Consider the following 25,700-nt stretch of genomic DNA (forward strand, 5'->3'; position numbering starts at 1 on the left):
GGTCATCTCAAGTCTTTCAACTCGCGTCGTAACCGCTCCAATCCCAGGCGAATACGCGATTTGATGGTCCCTAGGGGCAGGTTGTTGATCGCGCTGATTTTGGAATGCGCAAGATCGTCAAAGAAGGATTGCTCTAACAGCTGTCTTTGCTCCGGGCTGAGCGCGGCCAAGGCTTGGCGAAGGCGTTCGCCCTCTTGTTCCAACGCTAGAATCTGAACGGCATCGGGTTCATCACTGACCTGCTCGGGCATGTCCTCGGGCGAAGGCGGCGGGGTGCGCCGGATCACATCAATCTGGCGATTGCGCGCCATGCGATAGATCCAGGCCCCGGCTTCGGCCCGGTGAGGATCAAACTGAGCGGCCTTATGCCAAACCCTCAACATGACATCTTGAACGACATCATCGGCATTCGCCGCGCCGAATTGTCCGCGTGACAACATGGCTTTCAGGCGCGGGGCGAAATAATCGAACAGCTTGGCAAAGGCCGCCTTGTCGCGATGATCGCGTACCGCGATCAGCCAGCGCGTGGTTTCATTAAATGTCGTGTCTTTGATTTTGGGCGTGTCGTCCACGATCTCCTCGCACTCCATTATGCCATCACGCACAGCATGAAGGGCCAAGGCTGTGTCGCCTTGCCATGCATCATAAGAGGGGGTCGTGTCTACGCGCAACATACCCCAATTACGCACACCAGCGCGATCTGGATCACACGCGCGAAAAAAAATAGACCGGACGACTTTTTATGATCCAAAATAGAGCCGCGCGCGTAACCCTTTTTGAAGTCTTAATGTGGAGTGTGCGCCTTGCCCTTTGATCATCCTCAGCCAAGTGCTCAAAATATTGCAATTATTGGCGGTGGGATTTCCGGGCTCGCCGCGGCATGGGCGCTATCGCCCCATCACAAGATCACCCTGTTCGAGGCGCAAGAGCGCATCGGCGGCCACGCACGCACGGTTGTGGCCGGGCGGCGCGGGGATCAGCCGGTCGATACCGGCTTTATCGTCTTTAACTACGCGACTTATCCGCACTTAACCGGCTTGTTTCGTGATCTGGATATCCCGGTTGAGCGCTCCGACATGTCCTTCGGGGTCTCGCTGGAAGGCGGCAAGGTCGAGCTGGGCTTTCATTCCGCAGGCGGGATCTTTGCCCAGCGCACAAATCTGTTTCGGCCTTCGATCTATGCAATGATCAAGGACATCCTCACCTATAATAAAGATGCTGAAGCGGCCGTGCGGGCTCATCCGGGCCTCACCATCGGGGCTTTGCTCGATCAGCTGGGCCTGGGTCAGGCGTTTCGCACCTATTATCTCTATCCGATGTGCGCGGCGATCTGGTCGACCCCGCCCCAAGACATCGAAGGCTTCCCGGCTGAGGCCCTGATCCGGTTTATGCGCAATCATGCCTTGATGTCTGTGGGCCATCACCATCCCTGGTGGACGGTGAAAGGCGGCAGCCAGACCTATGTCAAGGCGTTGGTTAAAGCCCTTGATGCGCGCGGGGTTGAGATGCGGGTCAATTGCCCGATTACCAGTGTGCGTCGTGACACGATGGGCGTCAGCGTCAAAACCGCCCGCGCCGAGGTGGAGGTCTTTGATCAGGTCATTTTCGCCTGTCACAGCGATGAGGCGTTACAGGCGCTGAAAGATCCCAGCCCGGCAGAACATAAGGCGCTCAGCGCAGTGCGGTTTCAGGATAATCACGCGGTGTTGCATTGTGATCCTCAGGTGATGCCCAAACGGCGCGCCTGCTGGTGTTCCTGGGTCTATCAAACCCCGGCCGGGCATGATCCGGCCCAGCCCGTAGGGGTCAGCTATTGGATGAACAGGCTGCAAAACATCCCCGATGATGACCCGATGTTTGTCACGCTGAACCCCGTGCATGAGATTGCCCCGGAACGCATTTATGATCAGGTGACTTTCCGCCATCCGGTGTTTGATCAAGGTGGCCTTCAGGCCCAGGATGATCTTCGCGCCCTCCAAGGACAAAACCGCACCTGGTTTGCCGGGGCTTGGCTGAGAAATGGCTTCCATGAAGATGGTTTTGCCAGTGCCATGCGTATTGCGCGCCAGCTCAACCGCAATGAGGCGCTGTTATGAGCATGATGACCCTGCCAGAGCGCTTGCGGGCGGGCGAGGTGCTCTATCACCGCGCCGAGGTGATGCATGCGCGCACGGGTGATTTCACACACCGCTTCACCTATGCGGCGGATTATATTCTTTTAAACCTGTCTGCAGCGCGCTCTAAAGCTTTGCTCGCTCGCAATCGCTTTAGTCTTTACAGCGTCTATGACCGCGATCATGGCGGTCAGCGCGGCGCAGGCGAGGGCGAGGCCTGGGCCTGGCAACGCTTTGCTGAGGCCGGGTTCGCGCACGGTGAAGACAGTGTTCTGGGCCTGATGACCCAGCCGCGCTTTTTAGGCTTCTGGTTTAATCCGGTCAGTTTTTGGTGCCTGTGGCAGGGCGAGGATCTGGTCGCGGTGATCGCTGAGGTCAATAACACTTTCGGTCAACGCCATAGCTATCTGTGTCACAAGGATGATCATAGCGCGATGAGCGCAACGGACAGCGTGCAGGCCCATAAAGTCTTCCATGTTTCGCCCTTTCAGGATGTCGAGGGCGGTTATGAGTTTCGCTTTCATCTCACCGCTGATCATAGCGCGATCCATATCCGCTATCAGGCGGGCGCGCGCGGTCTGATCGCCACGATGAGCGGGGCCTTGGCCCCTGTACGCGCCCGCCAGCTTGTAAAAGCCGCGCTTTTGCGCCCCGGTGGGGCACTGCGCGTGGTGGTTCTGATTGGCTGGCAAGCCTTGAAGCTTAAATCGAAAGGTGCGGCTTACCGCTCTGTCCCCCCCATCCCTCAAGAGGAGATCTCGCGATGAGACTGCCTGTGACCTCTGCCATGAAGCGCCGTGCCCTGGCCGCTCTTGAGCCCTTACGCCATGGTCGCTTGACCCTGACCACCCCTGAAGGGGTCTATGAATTTGGTCAAGGCGATGGCCCGCATGCCGATATGACCGTCAAAGACTGGTGCGTGGTGCCCGCCATGCTGGCGCGCGCCGATATCGGGCTGGGCGAGACTTTCATTGAACAGCATTGGCATAGTGAGGATCTGGAAAAGCTCCTCACTTTATTCATGCGCAATATCCATGACCTTCAGGATTATGCCAATCCCGGCCCGCTCAGCCGGATCGGCTTCGTGCTGCTCGATCGGGTGATGCGCAATAATTCGCTGTCCGGCTCTTCGCGTAATATTCGCGCCCACTATGATGTGGGCAATGAGTTCTACCAGCTATGGCTCGATCCGGGCATGACCTATTCCTCGGCCCTTTTTGCGCCCGGGGACACCGATCTGGAGCGCGCGCAGCAGCGCAAGAATGACCGCATTCTCTCGCGCTTGTCCGAAGGCGAGCGTATTTTGGAGATTGGCTGCGGCTGGGGCGGATTTGCCGAACGCGCCGCTGAAGGGGGCCGCCATGTGACAGGCCTTACCCTGTCGCCCTCGCAAAAAGGCTATGCCGATGCGCGTCTGGATGGCCGCGCCGACATTCGCTTACAAGACTATCGTCATTCGGATGGCAAGTTCGACAATATCGTCTCCATTGAGATGATTGAGGCGGTGGGTGAGCGCTGGTGGCCCAGCTATTTCGCCACCCTGAAAGCCCGTTTGAAAGAGGGCGGACGCGCGGTGTTGCAGGCCATCACCGTGCCCGACACCCAGTTTTCCATCTATCGTGCGAAATCTGATTATATCCGCCACCATGTGTTTCCCGGCGGGCTGCTGCCCTGTCATGCCGCGATGGCCAATGAAGGCGAAAAGGCGGGTTTGACCTTGCAAGATACTTTCTCCTTCGGTCAAGATTATGCCCAGACCTGTCGGATATGGGCGCAGCGTATGATGGACCAAAAAGAGCGGATCATGCGGCTGGGCTATGATGAGCGCTTCTTACGCGGTTGGCAGTTTTACCTGGAATGCTGCGCGGCGGCCTTCGCCACGGGCCGCACCGATGTGGTTCATGTGGAATTTGCCCACGCTTAAGACATGGCCAGCGCGGTCGTCTTTCTGGCCAGTGATCAGGTCCGCTTAAGCGCGAGGGCCGATTTTTTGCAACAAGGCCCGCAGGGTTTGACGTTCATCCGCGCAGAGGGCGCTTAACAGCCCCTCTTCGGTTTCGACGTGTGAGATCAGCATGTCTTCAACCAGGTCAAAGCCTTTTGGGGTTAGGCGGATTTTGATGGCCCGGCGATCGTCGAGATCATGTTCACGCACGATCAGGCCATCTTTCTCCAGCTTGTCCAGGCGATTGGTCATCGCCGAGGTCGACAGCATGGCTTCCTTGGCGAGCGCCGTGGGAGACAGGGCCACATCCTTACCCTGACGGCGCAGCGTCATCAGCACATCAAAGCGCGGAAAATCGAGCCCGAAGCGCTCGACATTCTGGGTGACGATTTTCTTGCTGTGATCATTGGCCCGCCACAAATCCCCAAAAACCGCCATCACCCGGGCGTCCAGCTCGGGGTGTTCACGCCGCCATTGGTCCACAACGTGATCGGTGGAGGTTTTGCTTTTTGCGTTAGATGTGCGTGAGGGGGCTTGCGCCATGGGAAAGCTGCCTTATATGTTTCGATATCAAATTATTTGATGTCGCGTTATCTTTCGTCGTCACACCTTAGCCCGCGCCGGTCGTACGCGTCCAGTCTCGATGCTAGAAAGGCAAGATCTTATGACCCGTTCTCCCGACTATCCGATTGATCCGATGTTTACTCAGCGCTGGTCGCCGCGTGCCTTTGATGGCCAGGCCATGGACGATCATGACCTGAAAACGATTATGGAGGCCGCACGCTGGGCTCCGTCTTGCTATAATTACCAGCCGTGGCGATTTATCTTTATCCACCGCGAAGATGCGCGCTGGGACGCCTCGATCGGGGTGCTGGATGCGTTTAATCAGCAATGGGCTAAGCATGCCTCAGCCCTGATCTTTGTGGTCAGTGATACCTTGATGGGCCCCAGCGAAGACCGTCTGGCCCCGTCACACTTTCATAGTTTTGATGCCGGCGCGGCCTGGGCGCATATGAGCTTGCAAGCCAATCGGATCGGCTATCATATGCGGGCCATGGCCGGGGTTGATTATGCCCGCGCGCCGGAAGTTCTACGCCTGCCGACGCGGTTCAAGCTGCAAATCGCTGTCGCGGTGGGCCGTCAAACGACACCCGAGCATTTACCGGACATGATGCAAAAAGACGAGGTTTTGACCCCACGTCGTCCTTTGCAAGACACCATCTTTGAAGGCGTTTTTGCCGTCACCGAAAACTAGGCCAGCCCTGAAGTGAATCCCCCTTGCGGGGTTTTCTTAAACCTATATAATTCGATATAGAATAAATGAATGGAGAGATTCAATGGGGCGAGATAAATTCTGGGCCATTGTGGTGACGCTGATTGCCCCGTCCATTTGGGGCTCATCCTATATCATTTTTACGCAGACCCTGCCGATTGATCACCCCCTATTGGTCGCGGCGCTGCGCGCGTTACCGGCGGGGATTATCCTGATGCTGCTGGGGCCGGGCCTACCGCCCAGGGATAAGCTGATAGCGCTGATGACGTTGGGGGTTTTAAACATTGGGCTTTTCTTTGGCCTGTTATTCTTTGCCGCATCGCGCTTGCCGGGCGGATTAGCGGCCACATTAAGCGCGACCCAGCCTTTGATCGTGGCCTTTCTGGCTTGGCCCCTTTTAGGTAAAGCCCCTCAACCGATCCAGATTGGGGCCGGTGTGGCGGGGCTCATCGGGGTGGGTTTACTGATCCTCGATCCCACTGCGCAACTTGACGCGTTGGGCATGCTGGCGGCCCTGGCCGGGGCGGGCGCGATGGCGGTCGGAACGGTGTTAATCTCGCGCTGGGGAAAGCTTGGCTCGCCCATGGGGGTGGCAGCCTGGCAATTGACCTTTGGCGGGATTTTGCTACTGCCCTTGGCTTTGGTGGTGGAGGGCATGGCGCCTGTGCCAACCGCGCTTAACTGGGTGGGCCTTAGCTATCTGGTCCTGGTCGGAACAGCCTTTGCCTATTGGATCTTTATCCGCGGCATTGGCAAGCTGGGACCGGATGCGGCCTTTCTGGGCTTCTTCAGTCCCTTAACTGCCACGCTTCTAGGCGCGATCTTCCTGGGCGAGTGGTTTAATGGCTGGCAGTGGCTGGGCATTGCTCTGATCCTGGCGGCGACATTCGTGGGTGTTGCCGTGGGCCGGGGCAAGTCCGCTGCACCCCAGGATTTGCCAAGGGGCGTTGGGGGGACTACATCCACACCCCATGAGCGCCATAACCTATGATGATCGCCGCCTTAGCGTGGCCCCGATGATGGATTGGACCGACAGGCATTGTCGGTCCTTTCACCGTTTATTGTCAAAGCGCACCGTGCTTTACACTGAAATGGCGGTCGATCAGGCCATCTTGCATGGCGATCGCGATTACATCATCGGGTTCGAGGCGGATGAACATCCCGTCGCCCTGCAAGTGGGGGGATCCGATCCCAAGCATCTCGCCGAAGCGGCCAAAATCGCTGAAGGTTATGGCTATCGCGAGATCAATTTAAATGTTGGCTGTCCCTCAGATCGGGTCCAATCGGGCCGATTTGGGGCCTGTTTGATGCGCGAGCCGGATCTGGTCGCGGAATGCCTGGCCGCCATGGCCGATGTCGTATCCATCCCCGTCACGGTTAAACATCGCATTGGCGTGGATGATCAAGACCCCGAAGCGGCGCTGTTCGGCTTTGTCGAGCGGGTCAAACACACCGGGACCAAAGTCTTTATCGTGCATGCGCGCAAGGCTTGGCTGAAAGGTCTCAGCCCAAAGGAAAATCGCGATATTCCGCCCTTGGATTATGGCATTGTTCATCGGTTGAAAGCTGCCCATCCCGATTTGGACATCCACCTCAATGGCGGGCTGCAAGATCTCGATATGGCGCTTAACGAGGCTCAGGGCCTGGATGGGGCGATGATCGGGCGTGCGGCCTATCATACGCCGTGGATTTTGGCGCAGGCTGATACGCGTATCTATGGCGAAGCCTCTGATCCATTTTGTGATCCGGTAGACGCCGTGCTCGCCTATCGTCCCTATATTGAGCGCCGCTTGGGCGAGGGCATCGGCCTTCATGCCATGACCCGCCATATTCTGGGACTTTTCCATGGCCGTCCTGGTGCGCGCAAATGGCGTCAAATCTTGTCGACCTATGCGACCCGGCCGGGGGCTGATTTTTCAATCGTGGAACAGGCGCTGCGTGCCATGGACCCCAGTGTGAAAGTCGCCTGATGGACATCTATATCCTTTTGATTATTGCCCTTTTGATCACGGGCGCGGTTGCGGGCCTGATTGCCGGCCTGTTCGGGATTGGCGGCGGCATCATCATGGTGCCTGCGCTTTACTATGTCTTCTCCGCCCTTGGCTTTGACGACACGGCCATGCATGCCGCCGTGGGCACATCGCTGGCGGTGATCATCGCGACGTCTTTGCGCTCGGTTTCGGCCCATGCCAAACGCGGCGCGGTCGATTTTGCGCTCATCAAAGTCTGGGCCCCCTGGATCATCATCGGGGCTTTGATCGGCTCTGCCTTGGCGGGCCTTGCTCCAGGGATCGTCTTGACGGGTCTCTTCGGGGTCGTGGCCCTGATCTTATCGGCGCAATTTTTCTTTGGTCGCCCGGATTGGAAATTGGCTGAAGATCTACCCGGCTTTCCGCTGAATGCCGGTCTTGGGGCCTTGATCGGGGGCTTATCCAGCGTGTTGGGCATTGGCGGGGGTGTTTTTGGCGTCACCTTGATGACGGTGTGTGGACGCACCATTCATACCGCCGTGGCGACCGCGGCCGGATTTGGCATCGCCATTGGTTTACCCGGGGCTTTGGGCTTTATTCTCTCGGGCTGGTCCGTTGAAGGACGCGCGCCTTTATCCTTGGGCTATGTCAATTTTGCAGGCTTTGCGATTTTAGCCGCCTCTGCGTTCTTCGTTGCGCCCTTGGGGGCGAAACTGGCGCATGCCTTGCCGGAAAAGACCCTGCGCAAAGCCTTTGCTGTGGGGCTTTTCATCATGGGCGTGAATATGATCCGCGAAGTGGTGATGGGTTAGTATGGCAAACAGCGCCTAAGCTTTTTAACGCACCTAGGCGCTGTGATGGAACGGATTTGTTCAAGATAGGTGCTCTAAACCTTCACCACCATCTTGCCGGTGTTTGAGCCGGAAAATAGCCCCATAAAGGCTTCGGGCGCGCGCTCAATACCCTCATAAATGGTTTGATGGTTTTTGATCTGTCCCTTCATCATCCAGGTCGAGAGCGCTTCGATGAAGCGCGGCTGTAAGTCCATATGCTGGGTTACGATGAAACCCTGCATGCGTAGCGACTTGGTGACGACATTGATAATATTGCTGGGTCCAGGTTGGGCGCGATCATCATTATAGCGCGAGATCATACCGCACGCCGCGATCCGGCCCAGGGGCTTTAAGGTATTGAGCGCGGCTTCGAGATGGGCTCCGCCGACATTCTCAAAATAGGCATCAATCCCGCCGGGCGCTTCGCGTTTCACCGCTGCGGTGAGGTTATCCTCGGCCTTATAATCAATGACGCCATCGCAGCCTAACTCTTTGAGGAGGGCGCATTTCTCGGCCCCGCCCGCACTGGCAATAACATGTGCGCCCATGGCCTTGGCCATTTGTATCGCCGCGCAGCCGACCGCCCCCGCCCCGGCGGAGATCCAGATCGTTTCGCCGTCTTTCAAGTCCAAAATCCGGGTCAGGCCAACATAGGCGGTAAAGCCGGTCAGGCCCGCCAGGCCCAGATAGGTTTCGACCGGTAGTAAACGCGTATCGACAGGGGTCAGGCCCTTGCCATCACTGACATAGCCTTCGCGCCAGCCCAGCATGGACAGCACATGATCGCCGACTTTGAACTTAGGATGGTTCGAGCTTTCAATGATCCCGACCGCGCCGCCTTCCATGGCTTTGCCGATCTCAAACGGGTCGATATAGGTTTTGAGCCCCGCCATGCGTGGCCGCATATAGGGATCCACACTCAGCCATAAATTTTGCACGCGAACTTCACCCTCGCCGGGGCTGGGTAGATCGCGGCTTACAATGTCAAAATATTCAAGGCTGGGCGCGCCCGTGAAATACTGTTTCAGGTGAACTTCTTTGATCTTCATGGGTTTTCCTCCCGCAGGATAAGCGGCGTGATTTTTGCTTTATGGGGCGAGTGTAAGGTGAATACACCGCTTGCCAAGGCCCCTTGGCGCGGGTGTGTTAGCCGATGAAACACATTGTTAGTGTGATCAGGCGCATCGGCGCATTGCGCAATCGCGCTGGCCTGAGTATGGACAAGACATGACACACACCACTTCCCCCCTTCGCGCCGGGGTCATTGGCGCAGGCGTCTTTGGCGGTTATCACGCTGCTAAATATGCTGCCCATGAGCGTACGCAGTTTGTTGGGGTCTTTGATCCTGTCTCTGATCATGCCCGAAATTTGGTTGAGGCCCATGGCGGGGCCGCATTTTCGTCTTTGCACGATCTGATTGATGCGGTGGATGTGGTCACCGTGGCTTCGCCGGCCGTGTTTCACCATGATGGGGCCAAGCGTGCCTTGCTGGCGGGTAAATCGGTTCTCATCGAGAAGCCTATTGCGGCGACGGTGGAAGAGGGCGAAGAGCTGGTCGAGCTCGCGCGCTCCAAAGGGCTGATCATCCAGATCGGTCACCAGGAACGCTTTGTGTTTGAGGCGATGGGCCTATTCAATAAAGCCCTTCCCAAAGTTCAGGCGCTGGAAGCCCACCGCATGGGCACGCCCTCTGCGCGCAATCTGGATGTGTCCGTGACCTTGGATCTGATGATCCATGATATTGATCTGGCGCTGGCTCTGGCGGGATCAGAACCGGTGAAAATCGAAGCGGATATGGGCGAGAACCGCGCCGGGCTGGCCGATCATATCACTGCCTTCCTGACTTTTGCGGATGGCTCCACCGCGCGCCTGGAATCGAGCCGCGTGGCGCGTGATCGCGATCGGGTGATGAGCGTGGATTTCGCCAATGGCGATGAGGTTGAGGTCGATTTCATCGCCAAGACCTTCAAAACCTCCAACGGTTTGCCGCTTAATCCTGATTTCGCCGAAACCGCGATGGCCAAGGATTCCCTGGGCGCCAATGTCGATGCTTTTATCCGGGCGGCTTTGGGCGAGACGACCACGGGGGCCAGCGGGGCCGATGGCCTGGCCGCAATGCGCACCGCGCTCGCCATTGATGCGGCCGCAGGCTCACGCAGCCGGTTCTAAACAGTAAGTGAGATTTGCCATCGCCCGCCAAGAGGGCTATGGGTCCAGATAAGGGGCGGGGCGTACAGGCTCCGCCCTTCCTCTATGGGCTATTCGCCCCTTTGTTGTGACCGCTCGCCTGTTAAGGACCATCAGACCATGAGTGTAAAAGTCCGCTTTGCGCCAAGCCCAACCGGTAAACTTCACGTCGGCAATATTCGTACCGCCTTGATGAATTACTTGTTTGCCAAGTCCCAGGGCGGGCAATTTGTCTTGCGCATTGATGATACGGATACCGAGCGCTCCACCCAGGCTTTCGAAGACGGTCTGCGCCAGGATCTCAGCTGGCTGGGTCTCAACTGGGATGAGACCTTTAAGCAGTCAGATCGCTTCCAGCGCTATGAAGAAGTGGCTGAGGATCTCAAAGCCAAGGGCCTTCTTTATGCCTGTTATGAGAGCGAAGACGAGCTGGACCGCAAGCGTAAGATCCAACGCGCCCAGGGTCGCCCGCCGGTTTATGATCGCGCCGCGCTCAGCCTCAGCGAAGATCAAAAAGCCGCCTATGAAGCCGAAGGGCGCAAGCCCCACTGGCGCTTTAAACTCTCAGGCGGGCGTATTGAGTGGAATGATCTGGTGCGCGGTCCCTCGCATATCGAAACCAGCTCGGTCTCTGACCCGATTTTGATCCGCGCCGATGGCAGCTATCTTTATACCTTGCCCAGCGTGATTGATGATGTCGATTATGCCATCACGCATATTCTGCGCGGGGAAGATCACGTCACCAACTCCGCCGCGCAGATTGAGATTTTCCACGCGGTTGCCGGTAAGCCTGAAGCGCCCATTATGGGCCACCAGCCGCTGCTGGTCGGGGCCGATGGGGAGAAACTCTCCAAACGCTTGGGCGCATTGTCTATCGAGGGCCTGCGCGAGGAAGAGGGCGTTGAGCCTTTGGCCATCCTCTCGCTGCTGGCAAAAATTGGCACTTCCGATCCGGTTGAAGTGCGCGATAGCCTGGAAGGTTTGGCGGCTGACTTCGCGATTGAGAAAATCTCACGCTCGTCTGCGCGTCTCGATCCGGCCGATCTTTATCGCCTCAATGCGCGCCTGCTGCATGAGATGAGCTTTGCGGAGGCCGAGCCTAAACTGAAAGCCTTAGGTATTGAGGTTGAGGAAACCCTTTGGCTGGCCGTGCGTGCCAATCTGGAGCGGATCGCCGACGTCAAAGCCTGGGTTAATCTGATCGAAGGCCCCGTCACGCCGGAGATTGAAGACGAAGCCTATGCCCAGGACGCGATCACCCATCTGCCTGCGGGCGATATTACCCCCGAAACCTGGGGCCAGTGGACCAATGCCTTGAAAGAGGCGACCGGGCGTAAGGGCAAACAGTTGTTCATGCCGTTGCGCCTGGCCCTGACCGGTCAACCGCGCGGGCCAGAGATGGATGTCCTGATCCAGCTTATCGGGCGCGATAAAATCATCGCCCGGTTAAAAGGCGAAGTGGCCTAATATCAAGCCCTCCCCACGCGGAGGGCTTTTTTATGGACGGCCTTAGGGGGCATACCTTCTCTGTCATGCCAGACTTGATCTGGCATCCATGCCGTGAGTGCGCAGTATATTTTGCGCAACCAAAACCTCGCTCAACCCTTACGGCATGGACCCCAAATCAAGTTTGGGGTGACGGTTTTTTTTGTGAAGTATCCTCGCTTCGCTGCGGTCGGCCTTTGGCCTTGCGAACCCTGTCGGGTTCGATTCTAGACCCCGGATCAGGTCCGGGGCCGCGACTTTCATTGGCATCCACGCTGGGTTGCGTGCTCGCTTTGAACCACCCTGACAGAATGTCAGGTCTTATTGACATGTGTGCAGCTTTATGTAAGGTGATCCTGACATGCAGTCGTGTTGACCTGATGAATTGGTGGGAGGACTTACCATGACACAACGCAGCCCCCTAACGCGCCAAGCCCGTGTGAAGCGCGACATGCCCTTTATCGTTCTGGCGATCGTGGCGACAGTCTTCGTCGGCGCTTTTGCTGCCAACAGCCAGGGGCAAGAGCCCCGCTTCGAAGTCGAGCGCAGCGGGAATGAGGCCGGGCGCGATATCATCTTGATCCCAGGGCTTGGCTCGGCGGGCGAGACCTGGACGGGGACCGCGGCGCATCTGGCGGACGCTGGCTATGATGTTCACACCATGACCCTGGCGGGGTTTGCCGGTGTGCCTGCCGGACCTGTGGTGGAGGATTTCACGCGCGCAAATGCCCAGGCGCTTAATGCCTATATCGCCGATCAGGCCATGGAAAACCCTGCGGTGGTTGGCCACAGCCTGGGCGGACAGGTGGCGCTATTGATGGCGATAGAGAGTGATCAGATCGATGATGTGATGGTGGTTGATAGTGTGCCTTTCCTGGCGGCGCTGTTTAATCCGCAAGCGAGCTTACAAAGCGCGCAAGGCTTTGCCGAAGTGATGGGAATGCAGCTGGAACGCCTGGACGATGCGGGCTTCGAAGCCATGCAGCGTCAAGGCATCGCCATTCAAAGCCGCGATGAAGCGACCCGGGAAAAGGTCCTGCAATGGACACTCGATTCTGATCGCGCCGTCTTCATTCAGGCCCTTAAAGAGGTGATGGGGCGTGATTATCGCGCTGACATGGCCCAGGTTCAGGCCCCGGTGGAGATCGTCATCGCTCATAATGCCAGAATACCGATGAGCGCAGAGCGGTTGAGTGCGATGTTTGATGCGCAATATCAAGCCCTTACTCAGCCTTATGAGATCCATGTGGTTGAGGAGAGTGGGCATTTCTTGATGCTCGATCAGGCGCAAGCCTTTTATGCCATTCTCGACACCTGGTTGGAGGACTAAGCATGGAATTCAAACCAGAGTGTGGATCAGCCACTCAAAGACAAGCGGTCAAAGCCTATTTCTGGCGGATGATATTGGGGTTTGTCGGCTATACGGTCACGGTGATCGGTATTAATCTGATTGATGACGCGATGTCGCTCTCTATGGCGACGCGCATTGGGATGAGCTTGCTGCCGGTTCTGTGTGCGGTTTTCATCTTGATCACCATTGTGCGCTTTGTGCGACAAATGGATGAGGTGCAATCGCGGATCGTCACTGAAAGTGCTTTGATCTCTGCGGGTATCGTCGGCATTGGGACGTTTACGTATGGGTTTTTGCAAGGTGCTATTGAGCTGCCGGATATTTCCCTGATTTGGATTTTACCCAGCCTGTTTGCGGGCTTCGGCGTGGCCCAGATCTTTGTCGGGTGGTCGTATCGGTGAAAAATCGTATACGCGTGCTGCGCGCTGAATATCGCCTCAGTCAGGCGGAGTTGGGCGAAAAGGTTGGGGTCTCGCGCCAGGCCATCAATGCGGTGGAAACCGAAAAGCATGATCCCTCCCTGGCGCTGGCCTTCAAAATCGCGGACGTTTTTGACGTAAAGGTCGAAGATGTCTTCGATCCGAAGGGTTAGGTCTAAGGGGTGGGAATCGTTAGGGTGTATCAAAAGTGGCATCCCGGCCTTGAGCCGGGATCCATGCCGTAACGGTTGAGGCAACTTTAACTGCTCAGGACTTACTGGAAACTCACGGCCTGGATGCCTGATCACGTCTGGCATGACATGGATCAAAGTCTCGCTTAGGATCGCCTGGGAACCCAGTTGGAGTTTGATCGGGCCTCAGGCCCTATACGACAACCCGGTCCAAGGCGGGAAGTTGGAGAGATGATGATGAAAGCTAAACTCACATTGAGTTTATGCGCTTTGCTGCTCAGCGCTTGTGCAACATCCACCCATATTCAGCCGTCGGCGGATCTTGAGCAAAGGGTGAATGAATGTTTTAGGGATTGTACAGAGCGGACAGCGGAATGTTCGGAAGAATACATAGATATTTTAAATGATATTCGCAAAAGTTTTAGGAATATATCTGATCGCTATGATGGCTTCAAATATATTGATTTTATGTGGATTTTAGCGCCAGGATCTATTACGGAGTATTCTAGCGGCATCTATTATGTGCATTTAGAAGAAATGGCATCTATACATTGCCACTTATTAGATCCAATAGGTGATTTATACTTTGGATCATATATTAGAAGTAATTCAGATGATTTTAAAATAATATATATTTATAATAATGAAGAACGTGATGTTTCAGAACAATTTCTGGCTTGCTTAAACAGTCAAACTGGATATTATTAAGAAGGATTCGTTGTGGGCATTTTTAAATATAGCCGTAAGGTTCGTGAGAATTTATTCTTAACGCCTCCGTCGATCCGTGATCGATCTCACCGAAATACGGATTATTGGGCGGCCAGTGGCTGGACGCCTGAGTAAGTCTGACGTGACATGGATCCCTAGAAGATCACACTGCGTACATACTTATCTTGTCATCCCGGGCAAACGAAGTGCGACCCGGGATCTATTGTGTTTGCCTTTAGGCCGATAGATCCCCGATCAAGTCGGGGATGACAGGGTTTAGGGTAGGGTGTCATGCCAGACGAGATCTGGCATCCATGCCGTAAGCTTGCTGTATAATCTGCAAGATCAGAACTAAGCTCAACCCGTCCGGCATGGCCCCCAAATCAAGTTTGGGGTGACAGGATAAAATATGGATCCCGGCTCAAGGCCGGGAACACGCCTGGTCGTCTTCACACAACGCGGCCCCGGACGTGATCCTGGGCCTATGCCTGTTCGGCGTCCGCCCCAACACAGGCCAAGGCTTCGTCCACACTGTCGGTGAAGAGAAAGCCTTCCGCCGCGCCGCTGGGGGCGAAGGCATGGCTATGGACTTGTTCGAGCATGGCTTTGAGCGGTGCCCAATAGCTGGCCCCCAGAAATGCCACTGGTTTCTCATGCTGGCCCAAACGGCGGCGCGACAGCATGTCGAACACTTCTTCCAAAGTGCCGGTGCCGCCGGGCAGCACGATGAAGCCATCGGCTTCTTCGATCATCATGGCTTTCCGCGCCGACATGGTGGCGACCACGCGCAGCTCCACATCCTCGTGGGCGTTTTCGCGATCTTTCAAAAACTCCGGGATCACACCCAGAACCTCGCCCTGGACGGCTAAGGCCGCATTGGCGACCACGCCCATCAGGCCAATATCACCGCCGCCATAGATCAGGCGAGCCTGCGATTTGCCAATCGCTGTGCCGGTTTGCGCGGCTAAATCCTTATAGGTGGGGTCATTGCCCATCATCGACCCACAAAAAACGCAAATACTGCGCATTTTCGCCACGCGCCTCCTTCATAATTATGTCTCTATCGAGTCACTGTTATTTGAAGCATAAAGGGCTTCGCATTTCGGCGCGAGGCTTGCATGATGTAAAAACGTGCAAGATCAGGACACCCGGAGGTGCCCCATGACCGCAACGCGGTCCTTTATTATCGCTACCGCCCTGTTAGTGGGCGCTGTCGTCGCTGCGGCGGCCTATGTGGTCACGCGTCCCAATGGTGAGCCACAACCGGCCTCGCAAACCCTTTCTGAGAGCCCCTTGGCTCCCGCCCCCGCCAGTGATGAGGCCCCGGCCTTGGCCCCGCCCAGCTTTGATGTCGTGCGCGTGGACCCGCGTGGCACGGCCGTGATTGCAGGGCGCGGTGCGCCAGGTTCCAACGTGATTTTGCTGGCTGGTGAAGATGAAATCGCCCATGCCGATGTCGATAATGCCGGTGAGTGGGTGATGATTATCGAAACCCCGCTGCCGACCGGCACGGTTGAGCTCAGTCTTTTGATGCGCACCGCGAGCGGGCAGGAAATCCGCTCCGATCAAGTCGTGGTGGTGTCTGTGCCACAATCGCGCGCCGAGACGCCTTTGGTGGTTTTGGGACGTCCCGGTGAAGCCAGCCGTATCCTGCAAGGGCCCTTTGATGGTGTGGCCATGGGGCCACTGGTCTTGGAGACTGTGGACTATGACGAAAGTGGCAGTGTTATTTTCTCAGGCCGCGCAGAAGCTGGTAGCCGGGTTCGCGTCTTCGCCAATGATCAATTGGTCGGTGAAACCCTGAGCGATAATAATGGGCGCTGGTCTTTGAAGGCCGGCACATCGTTCGCGCCCGGCGTCTATAATCTTCAGGTCGATATGCTCAATTCTGAGGGCCAGGTCACGGCGGTGATTGTTCTGCCGTTTGAGCGCGCCAATCCGCGGGATTTACAACTGGGCCAGGGCCGCGTTGTGGTTCAGCCCGGTAATTCCTTGTGGCGGATTGCGCGTCGTCTTTATGGCGAGGGCTTCCAATACACGGTGATTTACGAGGCCAACCGCGATCAGATCCGTGATCCCAATCTCATCTATCCCGGCCAGGTTTTAAGCGCCCCGGGTGAGGGTGGCGAAGACAATTAGAACCAAGCCCCGGTCCGCCGGGGCTTTTTTTGGTCTTTCTCTCGTTTTGCTGTGGTTGTCGATTCGATTGTGAACCTTGGATCGCGTCCGGGGCCGTGATTTTTTTACGTAATCCTCGCTTCGCTTCGCTGCGGGCGCGCGTTCGCGCTTGCGGGCTGATCGCCCGATTATCCTCCCCTGCAAAGCGGGGGAGGTGGTCCGGTAGGACCGGAGGGGGCGGTTTTCTCTGAGCTTTTCAGTGAGCACTGTCATCCCCGACTTGATCGGGGATCTATTCACTTTGATGGCAATCTCAATAGATCCCGGGTCTCACTGTGTGTGCGCTACCGCCTATCGGCTACTTGAGCGCTATCATTCGTCCGCGATGACACTATGGGGATGCTTTAAGAGTAAGCGTCTGTGTCGACACGCCCCCTCAGTCAGCTTCGCTGACAGCTCCCCCGTAAACAGGGGAGCACGCACGCTTTGTCATGCCAGACTTGATCTGGCATTCATGGCCTGAGCGTGCTCCACCCGCTCGGCATGGACCCCAAATCAAGTTTGGGGTGACACAAGTTTGGGGTGACAGATGTGAGATATGTCCTCCCCTGCGACGCGGGGGAGGTGGCCTGAAAGGCCGGAGGGGGCATCCAAGTCAATGGACTCCGGATCGCGTCCGGGATCCATATTAAATTCATCCTTCCACCCTTTAATCTGTGCATAGCGCGCCAAGTGGCCTTGTTATTGGTAGGTCTTAGCCCTAATTGAGCGTCCATGCCCAAACACACTCCGGCTTCTAAGCCCGTTTTCGATACCAGCCAGGTTCAGGGGCGTTTAGCCCCGGCCGTCGCGCGCTTGTTCAAGATTTTAGCCTCACATGAGATGCGCCGCTGGCGTCTACGGATCGTGATTGCTTTTATCCTGACCTTAGGCGGCAAGGTCCTAGCCATCACCGCGCCGATCTTGTTCGGGGAGGGGATTAACGTCCTCGCGCGTGCGGGCGAGGGTGGTTATGACGCGAGTGATATGAGCGCGCTGTGGCCTGTGATGGGACTTTTTATCACTTATGGCGTTTTGCGCATGGCGAGCCAAAGCGCGCCGCAATTTCGTGATGCCATCTTCTCTCCCGTGTCACAGGATGCCCAGCGGATCACGGCCGTGCAGGGCTTCGCCCATGTTCAGAACCTGTCGTTGAGCTTTCATCAGACCAAGCGCACTGGCGCGATGCAGCAGATTATCCATCGTGCCGCCGCCGCTATCGACTTTTTGATGAGCACCTTGACCTTCAACATTGTACCGACCGCGATTGAGCTGACTTTGGCGGCGATCGTCGTGGCCGTGCGTTACGGGATTTGGTTCTCGGTCATTACCGTTTTGGCGGTTCTGGCCTATGCCGGGGCGACCTATGTCTTGACTGAATGGCGCACGCGCCTGCGCCGTGAGATGAATGAGGCGGAAACCGAGGTCAGCGCGCGCGCCGTTGATAGCATGAGCAATTTTGAGACGGTCAAGGCCTTTGCCGCCGAACCGCGCGAGATTGCGGGCTATGATGAGGCGCGCCAGGTTTATGCCCGCGCGGCGACCAAAACCGAACAAAGCTTGGCGCTGCTCAATACGGTTCAAACCACGATTATGAGTGCGGGGCTGTTGGCCATGGCGATGTTGGGGGGGTATCGCGCCTTGCAGGGCCAGCTGGAAGTGGGCGATGTTGCTGCGCTGACTATGATCTTGATGAGTGTCTATCAGCCGCTGAATATTCTCGGCTGGGTCTATCGCCAGGTTAAACAAGGTGCGGTGGATCTGGAAAAGCTCTTCCATCTGATGGAGCAACGCCCTGAGGTCAGCGATAAGCCCGGCGCGCCCGCGCTTCATATCCAGGGCGGTGGGGTGCGCTTTGAAGGCGTCTGCTTTGCCCATGAAGGCCGCGATCGCTCGGTCGAGGGTGTCAGTTTCGAGATTGAGCCGGGCAGTTATGTCGGCCTTGCTGGACCTTCAGGGGCGGGGAAATCCACCCTGCTGCGCCTGTTGTTTCGGTTTTATGATGTGGAGGCGGGCCGGATCGTCATTGATGGTCAGGATATTCGCGAGGTCACGCAAGCGAGCCTGCGCCAAAATCTGGGCCTGGTGCCGCAAGAAGTCGTGCTGTTTAACTCCACCCTGGGCGCGAATATTCTCTATGGCCGCCCGGATGCCCATCAAGACGAGATCAACGCCGCGATCGATCGCGCGCAATTGCGCGCTTTTGTCGATTCGCTACCTGATGGGCTCAACACCCGGGTGGGTGAGCGCGGCGTAAAGCTCTCAGGTGGGGAGAAGCAGCGCGTTGGCGTGGCGCGCGCGATTTTGAAAGACCCTCCGATTTTGATTCTTGATGAAGCGACATCCGCGCTTGATTCTCAGACGGAGGCCGAAGTGCAAGCGGCGCTTAACGAAGCTGCCAAAGGCCGCACGACCATTGCCATTGCGCACCGGCTTTCAACCATTGCCGGGGCCGATCAGATTTTGGTGATGGAGGCGGGGCGTCTGGCTGAGCATGGCACCCATACTCAGTTGATCACGCAGAACGGCATCTATGGGGATATGTGGCGTCGTCAGGGCGAGCGCCAAGACAATCAGGTGTAGCGGGTGTAAGACGATGTCATCGCGGCCTTGAGCCGGGATCTATGCGCTTTGCTGGCACCCTCAACAGATCCCGGATCTCACTGCGTTCGTCCGGGATGACACTATTTTTTATTCTCGCTGCGCTGTGGGGGCACGCCTTAAAGGTCCTACCGGCTCTCGCCTGCTTAAGTTCGATGGCAAAAGAAAGGCGCAAACAGCAAAAAGCCCCGTCATGGACGGGGCTTTTTTGATTTACATCGCGGTGGCTCCCCGGGCCGGATTCGAACCAGCGACCGAGCGGTTAACAGCCGCTTGCTCTACCACTGAGCTACCGAGGAATGGCCGTCCGCGATGGAGGCGCATGTATATCCAGACCCCATGATGACGACAAGGGGTGAGATGCACAAGAGGCAGAAAAAATATCACCTCATGAACTTTAAGGAATAATCGCTCCGTATAAGGGCGGACATACGGCCGAAAACACACGCGCTTTAAAGGGCTTGGACATGGTTTTTTGGAAAGACAAGGGGCGTTTCGCCCGGTCCAGCCCTTAGCACAAAAAAAGTCGGGAGCCCGGAAGCTCCCGAAAAGGCATTGGGTGGATGGTGGGGTGTCTTCAAAGAAGACGTTCACAGGATTAGCGAGTCTCGGTTAATGAGGTCTTAATCGTTAACGATGCCCAGCAAGGACTTGGAGAGAATTCTGTACGCGAATTTTACCAAGCTTAACGAAAATCACTTTTCAAGTCCGGACTTTTTGCTAACCTAAGTTAACAAAAACAAAATATTAGACGGAGGAGACGACGCATTATGGCAGAGCGCATCTATCAGGACTTCGCCAGTTTCTGGCCCTATTATTTACGTGAGCATGCCCGATTTGAAACGCGGGTTTTCCACTATATCGGCTCGGCTGCGGCGCTGAGTGTGCTGGGATGGGCGGTTCTCTCGCTGACCTGGTGGGCGGTGATTCTCGTTCCAGTGGCCGGATATGGCTTTGCCTGGTTCAGCCATGCGTTGATTGAGCGCAATAAGCCGGCGACCTTCACCTATCCCTTATGGTCATTGATGGGCGATTACCGGATGTTTTTTCTGGCCATGATCGGCAAGCTGCGCCCAGAACTGGTCAAGGCCGGGGTCATCGACCACCCCGCCCATCGCCCGGATGTGACGCTGTAATCGCGCTATATAAAGAAAAAATGGAGGCACCGCCCGGAATCGAACCGGGGTACACGGATTTGCAATCCGCTGCGTCACCACTCCGCCACGGTGCCCCTGGATATGGTGAGCGAGGTTTGTACTCTTTCGCTTCGCGCCTCGCAAGCACCTAGATACACGCCTTTGCAGGGATTTGTCTGTTAGCAACAGTCATTGCGGCAATGGATGCATTGCCTCGCAAGGGTGAGGCGCGATATAAGCGCTTCAATCGCTTCGCGCGCGCGTCTGTATATGCGCGCCCCACCACGACCGGGAGTACCGCCATGAGCCTTTATGCTGAGGCCCGCCGCCATATGGTTGATAGCCAAGTTCGCCCTAATGATGTGACGGACCGTCGGATTCAGGACGCCATGGCCCGCTTGCCGCGTGAGACATTCGTTCCGCGCTCTAAAGTTGCCGAGGCCTATGGCGATAAAGAAGTTCTGATCGGGGAAGGGCGCTATATGATGCGTCCGCGTGATTTTGCCAAACTGGTCCATGCCGCACAGATTGATGCGCAAGATCTCGTGCTCGATATTGGCTGCGCGCGCGGGTATTCTTCCGCCGTAATCGCGGCCTTGTGTGAAACGGTCGTGGGCTTGGAAAGCGATCCAGCCATGGTTGAAAAAGCCATTGCAAGCTTAAGTGAAGTGGGCGCTGACAATGCGGTTGTCGTGGACGGCGATGTCAAAGCCGGTTTGTCCGACCAAGGCCCCTTCGATGTGATCTTCGTCAATAATGCGGTCGATCAAGTGCCGCAAACTTGGCTGGACCAATTGAAAGATGGCGGGCGTTTGGCGGTGATCGTGCGCCAAGGCCCTGTGGGCAAAGCGACAATTTTCACCCGTTCTGGCGCGGCTGTTGGCGAAAAAGTGATCTTCGATGCCTCACCAACTGTGCTAGCAGGATTTGAACGCGAAGCAGGCTTCGTCTTTTAAGCTGTAAAGACGTGTAAATCGTTCACGATTTCGCGGTGAACGCTGTTCACTTTTGCCTGTTCTTAGCTTATGTCCTATACCGAACAGGGTGGGACCTGACGTCTTTGGGATGGAGCAAAGGTAAATGAAACGGTTCTTTTTGGCGGCTTCAATCGCTGCCCTGATGATGGGTGCAGGTCAAAGCGCCGGGGCGCAAACCCTGGCCGAGACTTTGGCCACGGCCTATCAAACCAATCCGAGCTTGGCAGCCGAACGCGCGCGCCTTCGTCAAACCGATGAAGGCTTTTTCCAAGCGCGCGCCCAACGCCTGCCCAGCCTCAGCGCGGGGGCGGGCTATTCTGATACCCTTGATAGCTGGGGTGGAAATGCCGGCCTGGGCGGTGATGATGGCTCGGTCAGCTATTCTGTGACGGCCAGCCAGTCTTTATATTCGGGCGGTCGTATCTCTGGCGGTATTGATCAGGCCGTTGCGCGCATTCAGGCGTCTCGCGAATCGCTGCGGGCCAGTGAACAGCAGACCTTGCTGCAAGCGATACAGGCCCATGTGGATGTGCGTCGTGACAGCGAAGTGGTTCGCATCCGAACCAATAACGTCGAAGTCTTGAACCGCCAGCTGCAAGCTGCGCGTGATCGCTTCGAAGTGGGTGAAATTACCCGCACCGATGTGGCCCAGGCCGAAGCGCGCGTTTCGGGTGCCCAGGCGCAACTCTCTGGCGCGCAAGCGCAATTGGCCGCCTCGCGGGCGTTTTATGAGCGCGTGGTCGGGATTGCCCCGCAAAACCTGGAAGCCCCCGGCGACACACCCGCTTTGCCGCAAAACTATGATGGCGTTGTTGAAGTCGCTTTGGATCGCAATCCAAACCTTCGCGCGGCGCAATATGGCGAAGCGGCGGCTGAGCATAGCGTGCGGGTTGCGCGCGGGGCGCGTCTGCCTGATGTGTCTTTGCAGGCCAGTGCCTCTGAGCGGCGCGAATCAGATTTTTCAGGGCGCGGTGTGGGGTCTACTTCGATCCAAGCGCGCGTTTCCATCCCGCTCTTTACTGGCGGTGCGAACGAATCACGTATTCGCCAAGCGATTGCCGGTGTGGATGAAGCCCGTCTTCTGCTTGCCAGCGCGCGCCGTCAGGTGATTGAGGGCATTACCAATGCCTGGAACCAATATCTGACCGCGCAGGCGGTAATCGAATCAAGTCGTGAAGCGGTTCGGGCCAACGAAATTGCCTTCGAAGGCGTTGAGCAAGAGGCCTTCGTGGGCTTACGCACAACTTTGGACGTTTTAAACGCTGAGCAGGAATTGTTAAATTCACGCCTGGATTACGTCTCTGCAGAACGTGACATGCAGGTGGCCAGCTATGCGCTTTTAGTCGCGATGGGCGCATTAGATTTTAACACTTTAGGCCTAGATGTCGAAACCATTGATGTGCAAAGTCGCATCGACAATGCACAGCACAATTCTTTGGATTTAACACCGTGGAATTAACCGCTAAACGCGGATGACCGCTGGACAAGTCGCTTGGACAACGGTTTATTGGGGGGGGACGCACTCCCCCACCTACCGCGGACATAAGGACACGTTCGATGGCCGAGCAAACTGCCGATCAAGAACCCACAATGGAAGAGATCCTCGCCTCCATTCGTCGCATTATTAATGAAGACGATGAAGGGGAGCAGGCTGAAGAGGCACCCGAGGCGGTCGCCGAGCCAGACCCCGAACCCGAAATTGAGCCAGAACCCGAGCCCGAGCCCGAACCAGAGTTCGACGCTGAGCCTGAGTTTGAGGCTGAAGATGAGGATGATGTCCTCGACCTCACTGATCGTGTGGAAGAGGATGATGAGGCAGATGCAGGGCCGATGTCGGTCAGCGATGATCTGATGATCCTCGACCGCGAGGAAGAGATCGAGCCTGAGCCTGAGTTTGAAGCCGAGCCAGAATTTGAGCCTGAGCCAGAGCCTGCGCCTGTGGCCGCGGCGAAGGACGATGATGGGCTTCTGGGTGCTGAAGCCGCCGGTGCGACCAGCGCTGCATTTGCGGCGTTGAGTGCCAATCTCTTGGTGGCAAGCCAAAATGGCTTGACCTTGGAAGGCATTGTTCGCGAATTGCTGCGTCCGATGCTGAAGCAATGGCTGGATGAAAATCTGCCTGGCATCGTGGAAGAAAAAGTCAAAGAAGAAATCGAACGCGTTGCGCGGCGCACTCGATAGGCTGTCTTTGAAGAATTATGAAAAGGGCGTTGCATGGGCAGCGCCCTTTTTCTATGTGCAATTGCGAAGAAACTTTGCTTGCACGCTTTGAATGAGGCGTTAAAAATCCTGAGAGTTAAAACGAAACTCAGGTTGGGCCCTTGTCAAAACCTTCTCCTTTTACGGACTTCCTCGCGCTCAAAGAGCGTTATTACCATATAAGCCTGCTGCGTGTGGGTGTGCTGGGGTTGGGGCTCGCCGCCATGGCACTGGGGCTATGGTCATTAGGGCGTGTCATTACGCAAAATAACGCTAATTATGTCCCTTTAATTGTTGTCGGATGTGGCGTGGGGCTGGTGTTATGGCTGGGTGTGGCGGCCCATCTTCGTGCGCGTACGGATAAGCTATGGACTAAAGGCCAGGCTGTCATTTTCAAACATATTGCGCGTGAAAACAATTGGGCTTTTCGTCCGGCTGAGCCCTTCTATAGCTGGTGTGATGAGGATGACCCTTTCAGTTTCGCTGTTCCCAAAACTGAATTCATGGCGGAAGGGGCCAAGATTAAAGGCCAGATCAAGGGGCGCAGCTTTGAATTTGGTGATTTGGTTTTTGCTGATTTTTCGGGTCGATCCGACCCGGATACCCCTCACCAACGCGTGCATTACAAAGTGCGCCAACGCCTTTGTGTTTTACGTATCCCGTTAAGCCGAGATTTTGGTGTTCGTGTCTGCCATAGCGCGCAGAGCGATATTCTGCAACGCTTTGACGAAAGCCGCGTGCGCGGTGGATATGCGCCCAATGCTGGGGATGGCGACCCGGTGACGGCGCTTGGGATATTGCGCATTCAAGGCCAAGCGCCTGGCGTTTCCAAGCATTTACAAAGCCCGCGCACGCAAGAGGTCTTGGCCGCTTTGATTAGCGGTCTCAAGGGGCGTGAGTTTCGCCTTGTCGTGTGCCCTGAGGTCGACGCGGGGGAGGGTGATCAACGCGCCTGCGTCCTCACCGTGCTTATCCGGAGTGATCAAGCTTTAGGTGCGGATCTTAAATCAGCGCCGTCGGGTCTTGACGCGCTTGAGGCCGATCTCACGCGTCATGTCAAAACCCTTAAAGCATGCGTACATGCCTTGGCGATATAGGTGTTTTATGAAGTATAAGAAAAAGCAAAGTCGCCATGAATATTCATTGGCACGACATTTGAAGATGATTATTTTTCATTGCGCCAATTTTGTTGTTATCCCTTTAACTGTGTTATCTGGGTTTTCAATTGCATTGTCATCAAAATTTTCGGGCTGGCTCGCGCTATCCTTTCCTCTAGCGCATGTTGTCATTGCTTTTATAATTTTACCGCTTGTGATTTTTAAAGGCAATGACATTTATATAATGCGCGCTTTATTTGTTAACCGCATCGTTAACCAACTTTGCACGCGTCTAAACTTGCAATATGTTAAACCGCAATCTGCGTTTTGGCGTGATAAAACTGGACTGCTTTATGCGCTGACCCTGCATTCGCATTATGCCTCGACGTTAAGCGGGGTCCAGCGGCGGGTGAAGCATGCCAGTTATCGTCTTTATGAGACCCGCTATGAGCGTCACTTCGGAACGTCCAAATCGATGCGCAAGGTGAAGTATTATTATCGTCCAGCGGCGCGTGATTTCTGCCTCTCGATCTTTCTTGATCATCAAATCGCGCCGTGTGATTTTTTGCTGAATACCCGCAAGAAAGAAGCCAAGGCCTTTCAAAACTGGTTGGATGAAAACCATCCTGAAACGCGCGAAGACACGTTCGAAGGTCGACGTGAGGGTTTTCTGTTGCACGGGGCCGGTCCGGGGCTTGATCAGGTGGATGCCATGCTGAGCCCTGAATTTTTTAAAGCGTTCAAAGCTTTGCAAAAGCATCTTATGGGGCGTGAACCACGCATTATTGTGCGTCGGCGCACCGATCGGGGCCGTCCGGCACAATCCATTTTAATTTTGATCCGCTCGCACAGAGCTTTGGGGGCCCCTCATATCTGTTCGATCAAATCAGAAGAGGCCGCCTTAAAAGACGCACAAGTTCAAATTGAGCTGGTAGAGACTTTGGTCGCGGTTTTGCGCGGTGACGTGAAGGCGCGCGCCGTACACGCGTCCAAGCCATCCTACACGCCTCAAATTCGCGCCTAAACGCAGGCGAGGGGAAAAGATTGGGGCATTGGG

At 56.1% G+C, this 25,700-nt stretch carries 25 protein-coding genes and 2 tRNA genes; 21 read left to right on the plus strand and 6 right to left on the minus strand.

The genetic code is table 11. The features are described from left to right. Positions 1-2: 2 nt before the first annotated feature. Positions 3-674: a sigma-70 family RNA polymerase sigma factor gene (locus tag H151_RS0109620; protein ID WP_019961455.1), complete on the minus strand. Its 672-nt coding sequence runs from the start codon at positions 672-674 to the stop codon at positions 3-5. Between the two features lie 129 nt (positions 675-803). Here H151_RS0109620 and H151_RS0109625 point away from each other — a divergent pair, with 129 nt between their 5' ends. Genes H151_RS0109625 through H151_RS0109635 form a run of 3 tightly spaced genes read left to right on the plus strand, consistent with a single transcriptional unit; the run spans position 804 to position 4,038 of the window. Further along, positions 804-2,096 carry an NAD(P)/FAD-dependent oxidoreductase gene (locus H151_RS0109625; protein ID WP_026353946.1) on the plus strand — a complete coding sequence of 431 codons (1,293 nt, stop codon included), beginning with the start codon at positions 804-806 and terminating at the stop codon, positions 2,094-2,096. Beyond that, positions 2,093-2,881 (plus strand): DUF1365 domain-containing protein, encoded by a 789-nt coding sequence (locus H151_RS0109630; RefSeq protein ID WP_019961457.1) that lies wholly within the window; start codon positions 2,093-2,095, stop codon positions 2,879-2,881. Before H151_RS0109625 ends, H151_RS0109630 begins: the two co-directional genes overlap by 4 nt. Continuing rightward, positions 2,878-4,038, plus strand: coding sequence for an SAM-dependent methyltransferase (locus tag H151_RS0109635; protein WP_019961458.1), 1,161 nt, complete (start codon positions 2,878-2,880; stop codon positions 4,036-4,038). The genes H151_RS0109630 and H151_RS0109635 overlap by 4 nt, the downstream gene beginning before the upstream one ends. Before the next feature lie 45 nt (positions 4,039-4,083). Here the strand turns inward: H151_RS0109635 and H151_RS0109640 are convergent, their stop codons facing one another. Next, positions 4,084-4,602, minus strand: a complete 519-nt coding sequence (locus H151_RS0109640; RefSeq protein WP_019961459.1) for a MarR family winged helix-turn-helix transcriptional regulator — start codon at positions 4,600-4,602, stop codon at positions 4,084-4,086. 121 nt (positions 4,603-4,723) lie between these two features. Between H151_RS0109640 and H151_RS0109645 the strand changes: the two genes are divergently transcribed. From H151_RS0109645 to H151_RS0109660, 4 genes are all read left to right on the plus strand, one after another. Further along, positions 4,724-5,314, plus strand: coding sequence for a nitroreductase family protein (locus tag H151_RS0109645; RefSeq protein ID WP_019961460.1), 591 nt, complete (start codon positions 4,724-4,726; stop codon positions 5,312-5,314). A gap of 82 nt (positions 5,315-5,396) precedes the next feature. After that, the gene (locus H151_RS0109650; protein WP_019961461.1) at positions 5,397-6,323 is read left to right on the plus strand and encodes a DMT family transporter; all 927 of its coding nucleotides are present in this window, start codon (positions 5,397-5,399) and stop codon (positions 6,321-6,323) included. Beyond that, positions 6,304-7,302 (plus strand): tRNA dihydrouridine(20/20a) synthase DusA, encoded by a 999-nt coding sequence (dusA, locus tag H151_RS0109655; RefSeq protein ID WP_019961462.1) that lies wholly within the window; start codon positions 6,304-6,306, stop codon positions 7,300-7,302. The genes H151_RS0109650 and dusA overlap by 20 nt, the downstream gene beginning before the upstream one ends. Then, complete coding sequence (locus H151_RS0109660; RefSeq protein WP_019961463.1) at positions 7,302-8,114, plus strand: sulfite exporter TauE/SafE family protein; 813 nt, start codon at positions 7,302-7,304, stop codon at positions 8,112-8,114. Before dusA ends, H151_RS0109660 begins: the two co-directional genes overlap by 1 nt. Before the next feature lie 74 nt (positions 8,115-8,188). Here the strand turns inward: H151_RS0109660 and H151_RS0109665 are convergent, their stop codons facing one another. Beyond that, the gene (locus H151_RS0109665; RefSeq protein WP_019961464.1) at positions 8,189-9,184 is read right to left on the minus strand and encodes an NADP-dependent oxidoreductase; all 996 of its coding nucleotides are present in this window, start codon (positions 9,182-9,184) and stop codon (positions 8,189-8,191) included. 178 nt (positions 9,185-9,362) lie between these two features. On the opposite strand from H151_RS0109665, the gene H151_RS0109670 reads away from it, so the two are divergent. From H151_RS0109670 to H151_RS17560, 6 genes are all read left to right on the plus strand, one after another. Beyond that, positions 9,363-10,304, plus strand: coding sequence for a Gfo/Idh/MocA family protein (locus H151_RS0109670; protein ID WP_019961465.1), 942 nt, complete (start codon positions 9,363-9,365; stop codon positions 10,302-10,304). Between the two features lie 138 nt (positions 10,305-10,442). Further along, the gene (gene gltX / locus H151_RS0109675; protein ID WP_019961466.1) at positions 10,443-11,789 is read left to right on the plus strand and encodes a glutamate--tRNA ligase; all 1,347 of its coding nucleotides are present in this window, start codon (positions 10,443-10,445) and stop codon (positions 11,787-11,789) included. Positions 11,790-12,210: 421 nt separating this feature from the next. Further along, positions 12,211-13,137 (plus strand): alpha/beta fold hydrolase, encoded by a 927-nt coding sequence (locus H151_RS0109680; RefSeq protein WP_019961467.1) that lies wholly within the window; start codon positions 12,211-12,213, stop codon positions 13,135-13,137. Between the two features lie 2 nt (positions 13,138-13,139). Continuing rightward, a complete protein-coding gene (locus H151_RS0109685; protein WP_019961468.1) occupies positions 13,140-13,559 on the plus strand; it encodes a hypothetical protein in 420 nt (139 codons plus the stop codon). Further along, the gene (locus H151_RS0109690) at positions 13,556-13,750 is read left to right on the plus strand and encodes a helix-turn-helix transcriptional regulator (protein ID WP_019961469.1); all 195 of its coding nucleotides are present in this window, start codon (positions 13,556-13,558) and stop codon (positions 13,748-13,750) included. Before H151_RS0109685 ends, H151_RS0109690 begins: the two co-directional genes overlap by 4 nt. Before the next feature lie 255 nt (positions 13,751-14,005). Further along, positions 14,006-14,476 carry a hypothetical protein gene (locus H151_RS17560; protein ID WP_156823455.1) on the plus strand — a complete coding sequence of 157 codons (471 nt, stop codon included), beginning with the start codon at positions 14,006-14,008 and terminating at the stop codon, positions 14,474-14,476. Between the two features lie 482 nt (positions 14,477-14,958). Here H151_RS17560 and H151_RS0109695 read toward each other — a convergent pair whose 3' ends face one another. Continuing rightward, positions 14,959-15,504 carry an LOG family protein gene (locus tag H151_RS0109695; RefSeq protein ID WP_019961470.1) on the minus strand — a complete coding sequence of 182 codons (546 nt, stop codon included), beginning with the start codon at positions 15,502-15,504 and terminating at the stop codon, positions 14,959-14,961. A 133-nt stretch (positions 15,505-15,637) separates the two neighbouring features. Between H151_RS0109695 and H151_RS0109700 the strand changes: the two genes are divergently transcribed. Together H151_RS0109700 and H151_RS16090 are read left to right on the plus strand one after the other, a co-directional pair. Then, positions 15,638-16,615, plus strand: coding sequence for a LysM peptidoglycan-binding domain-containing protein (locus tag H151_RS0109700; RefSeq protein ID WP_019961471.1), 978 nt, complete (start codon positions 15,638-15,640; stop codon positions 16,613-16,615). A 753-nt stretch (positions 16,616-17,368) separates the two neighbouring features. Further along, positions 17,369-19,216, plus strand: coding sequence for an ABCB family ABC transporter ATP-binding protein/permease (locus H151_RS16090; RefSeq protein WP_019961472.1), 1,848 nt, complete (start codon positions 17,369-17,371; stop codon positions 19,214-19,216). Between the two features lie 242 nt (positions 19,217-19,458). Here the strand turns inward: H151_RS16090 and H151_RS0109710 are convergent. Next, positions 19,459-19,533: transfer RNA gene (locus tag H151_RS0109710), tRNA-Asn, on the minus strand. A gap of 471 nt (positions 19,534-20,004) precedes the next feature. Here H151_RS0109710 and H151_RS16095 point away from each other — a divergent pair. Beyond that, a complete protein-coding gene (locus H151_RS16095) occupies positions 20,005-20,370 on the plus strand; it encodes a DUF962 domain-containing protein (protein WP_019961473.1) in 366 nt (121 codons plus the stop codon). Between the two features lie 21 nt (positions 20,371-20,391). On the opposite strand, the gene H151_RS0109720 is transcribed toward H151_RS16095, so the two are convergent. Then, positions 20,392-20,465, minus strand: a tRNA-Cys gene (locus tag H151_RS0109720). 207 nt (positions 20,466-20,672) lie between these two features. Between H151_RS0109720 and H151_RS0109725 the strand changes: the two genes are divergently transcribed. The 5 genes from H151_RS0109725 to H151_RS0109745 all read left to right on the plus strand — a co-directional run bounded on the left by H151_RS0109725 (position 20,673) and on the right by H151_RS0109745 (position 25,667). Continuing rightward, entirely contained in the window at positions 20,673-21,326 is a 654-nt protein-coding gene (locus H151_RS0109725; protein ID WP_026353947.1) for a protein-L-isoaspartate O-methyltransferase family protein, read from the plus strand. Between the two features lie 124 nt (positions 21,327-21,450). Next, positions 21,451-22,806: a TolC family outer membrane protein gene (locus H151_RS0109730; protein ID WP_019961475.1), complete on the plus strand. Its 1,356-nt coding sequence runs from the start codon at positions 21,451-21,453 to the stop codon at positions 22,804-22,806. Between the two features lie 98 nt (positions 22,807-22,904). Then, positions 22,905-23,528: a DUF2497 domain-containing protein gene (locus tag H151_RS0109735; protein ID WP_019961476.1), complete on the plus strand. Its 624-nt coding sequence runs from the start codon at positions 22,905-22,907 to the stop codon at positions 23,526-23,528. A gap of 140 nt (positions 23,529-23,668) precedes the next feature. Then, complete coding sequence (locus tag H151_RS0109740) at positions 23,669-24,643, plus strand: hypothetical protein (protein WP_026353948.1); 975 nt, start codon at positions 23,669-23,671, stop codon at positions 24,641-24,643. A gap of 244 nt (positions 24,644-24,887) precedes the next feature. Then, entirely contained in the window at positions 24,888-25,667 is a 780-nt protein-coding gene (locus H151_RS0109745; RefSeq protein WP_156823456.1) for a hypothetical protein, read from the plus strand. Positions 25,668-25,700 lie beyond the last annotated feature (33 nt).

The organism is Woodsholea maritima DSM 17123, assembly GCF_000382325.1.
In the GTDB taxonomy this organism is placed as follows: domain Bacteria; phylum Pseudomonadota; class Alphaproteobacteria; order Caulobacterales; family Maricaulaceae; genus Woodsholea; species Woodsholea maritima.